Here is a 2911-nt window from a genome sequence, read left to right as displayed (position 1 = left end):
TCTACGATCAAATATCGTATTTTGTTCATGTTTTATGTGATTCTGTTTATATACAAGAGATACAGAATCATGATTAAATTGTAGTAAAGATGATTACCTTATAGGCGGACATTACATTTGTAGTAGGATGCATAGAAGTTCATAACATAATTAAAGTATTCTCTGATTTTTTTCATTTAAAGCATCTCCTCTCGTTGTTCTTTACGTTATTTAGTTTACAGTAGAAGAGAAAAAGATGCTTGCCAAATCAGAAGAAAAAACAGACATATTTTGCAAAAAGGAGATAATTGGTTATGATGCCTGTATATGAAGAAAAAAAGACACAATGTATTTGGTAGAAAAGATATCCAAACATGCGGCTCCACATCTGCATAATTGTCTGGAAATGATATTGGTTACGAAGGGCACACTGAAGATTGGAATGGGACAAGAACTGTTTCATATGGAAAAAGGTGATATGGCAGTGATATTTCCGGACGTAATACATCATTGTCAGGTCTTTGGAGAAGGCATAAAGAAGGCGTATTACCTATGGGAAAATATTGGGTCAAATCACTATTTTGAGGAAACGCTTCAGAAAAAATGTCCCAAGAATCCTGTCATACCTGCTCAAAAAATTCATCCTGATATCAAGCATGCATTTAGAAGTCTGCAGAATGATCAAAGAGATCAGAATCCGGTTGTGATACAAGCATATCTGCAGATTATCTTGGCAAGAAGCTTACCATATTTAATTATGCAGGAAAAAAGAGCAACAGATGGCACAGATCTAATATATCGGACAGTATCTTATATTGCAAAAAACTATCGCAATACAGTAACACTGGAAGGAATGGCAAAAGATCTTGGGGTAAGCAAATATGTAATATCCAGAGTGTTTTCCAGTACATTTCACTGTAATTTTAATATTTACTTGAATGAACAGAGATTAAATGCAGCGGTGTTCTGGCTGGAAAATACAGATCATACGATAACAGATATTTGGTTAGATGCTGGATTTGAAAGCCAGAGAACCTTTAACAGGGTATTTCGGGAAAAATATAAAGTAACACCTCGGGATTATAGAAAATGGTATGCAGAGCAGAATGCGCAGGGAAAAATAGAAGGTACAGAATACGATAAAATGAGTTGAAAAAACAGAGTGAGAACTGAATGATGAAAATAGAATTTCAAAAATGTGGTGTTATGATATGATTTGAGGGGCAGTAGTAAAGCCCCTCAAAAATTTCAACGGTAAAAGAGAATTACGATCCCAATTTCCCAGCAAGAAAGATACTGGTCGGACCATCTGCACCGCCTATGACAGCAGCAGATGCAAGATCATCTTCTGTTGTCGCTTCATCCGGTTCATCGGTTGAGCTGTTTTCCTCCGTGACAGAATCACCATAAGATACTTCAGGGATCTGAAGTTCAGTCAGTTTTCCGTTTTCATCTCTCAGGGTGAAAAGAAAGACAACGGAATCATCCTCCAGAGGAGTTGCGTTTTCTGTAAGAATTTCTGTTTCAGTTTCATGTGTTTGCTCAGAATCATCATCAGGCGTATCTTCTTCATCATATTTGTCAGAATCGTATATATTAGAAATGAACACATCGGAAGTAACTGTTTCACCATCAAAAGTAAAATAGTTTTTATCTTCATAAAGTAAAACATTGGTTTCATTTATAAAGTCTTCCAAAAATACCACACTTTTTCCCTGGTACATCAGTGAATCACTGGTTTTATCATAAGTCAGCCCAAGTTTCTCATATTCCGGATAGTAAGGAGAATGCATCAGCTCATCGGCAGAAGAGTAATGCTCTGAAATTTCCAGTTCGCCCATTTCGTAAGCAATGTCGGAATCCGAAGATGATTCTGTCTGCGCTTCGGTGGAGTCTTTTTTTGCAGTAATGTCAGTTGTACTGTTTCCGGCAAATACGGTTATGGAAGAACAAAGTAAAACAGCACTTAATGTAATACTTAAGAATCCTTTTTTTCTGTAATTCATAATAGACACAATCCTTTCTTTTACGGCGGTCTGTCCAAAGCCGCTGTTCATAATTGACGGTGTTTGATTTTGTTCCATAAAAGTAATTAAGGTAAGGGCATAAGATTCCTTGTTCTGACTTCCGAGGAAAGACAGAACAGCTTCATCGCAGGAAAGTTCCAGATCACGGAAAAAGACTGTCATCCAGATCCAGACAAGCGGAGAGAACCAGTGAATGCAGACACAGAAAAGAGCAAATATTTTACGCAGGTTGTCCCGATGCTGTATATGCATGGCTTCATGAAACAGAATGAGATCCAGTCCGGACGTATCCTCACTTCGCATAGATTTTGGCAAAACAATACTGCAATGAAAAAATCCAAAGGTCACAGGGGATGTGATCTGGTCAGAGTAAAAAAGTGGCAGTGAAAAGCTGCGGCCGTTCCAAGTCACAATCCTGGTATCAAGCGGCAATGCCTGACGTAGAATCCGGTATTCTTTCCACAGTCTGTGAGAAAAGACTGCTGCAGTGAAAAGAATACCGCCTATCCAGAAGAGAAACAGCCCAGGAGTTTTAAAACTGAAAAAAGCTGCCAGCTGTTTCGAAAAAGTTTCTAATGATGGCATTGTACCGGTGACAGAATTTCCGTCCCAACCTTTCGATATTGTTTTGCCCGTATTCCGGGAAGAATTTGCAGCCCAAGAATGTTCGGAAGCTGTCGAAACCGGATCAGACTCTTTTTCGGAAAACATCTTCATAATACCTGTGACTGTTGGTATCTGTGACGGAAATACGTCAAACTGCAGTGGAAACAGGAGACGAAGTATCACGATCATACTCAGCCATACAAAACATCTTCTCGACAGTATTCTGCCGCAAAAGTGTCGAAGCAGTAATATCACCAGAATCAGGAAACTGGCTGTGAGATTCATTGATAATAACTGTC

General features: G+C 38.5%; 2 protein-coding genes. One reads left to right on the top strand and one right to left on the bottom strand.

Going from position 1 to position 2911, the window contains the following annotated elements:
* Window positions 1–325 precede the first annotated feature (325 nt).
* A complete protein-coding gene (locus H8716_RS17300; protein ID WP_249310204.1) occupies window positions 326–1132 on the top strand; it encodes an AraC family transcriptional regulator in 807 nt (268 codons plus the stop codon).
* Window positions 1133–1244: 112 nt separating this feature from the next.
* Here the strand turns inward: H8716_RS17300 and H8716_RS17295 are convergent.
* On the bottom strand, window positions 1245–2911 hold a 1667-nt coding region (locus H8716_RS17295), incomplete at its 5' end, for a M56 family metallopeptidase (RefSeq protein ID WP_249310203.1).

Origin of the sequence: Jingyaoa shaoxingensis (assembly GCF_014385005.1) — a bacterium.
Taxonomy (GTDB): Bacteria; Bacillota; Clostridia; order Lachnospirales; family Lachnospiraceae; genus Marvinbryantia; species Marvinbryantia shaoxingensis.
Note: the sequence above shows the minus strand (reverse complement) of the source record. Positions and strands in the feature narration are given on the sequence as shown.

Coding starts and splice junctions, on each gene's coding strand:
- H8716_RS17300 (WP_249310204.1), top strand. CDS start 326: ATGTATTTGGTAGAAAAGATATCCAAACATGCGGCTCCACATCTGCAT.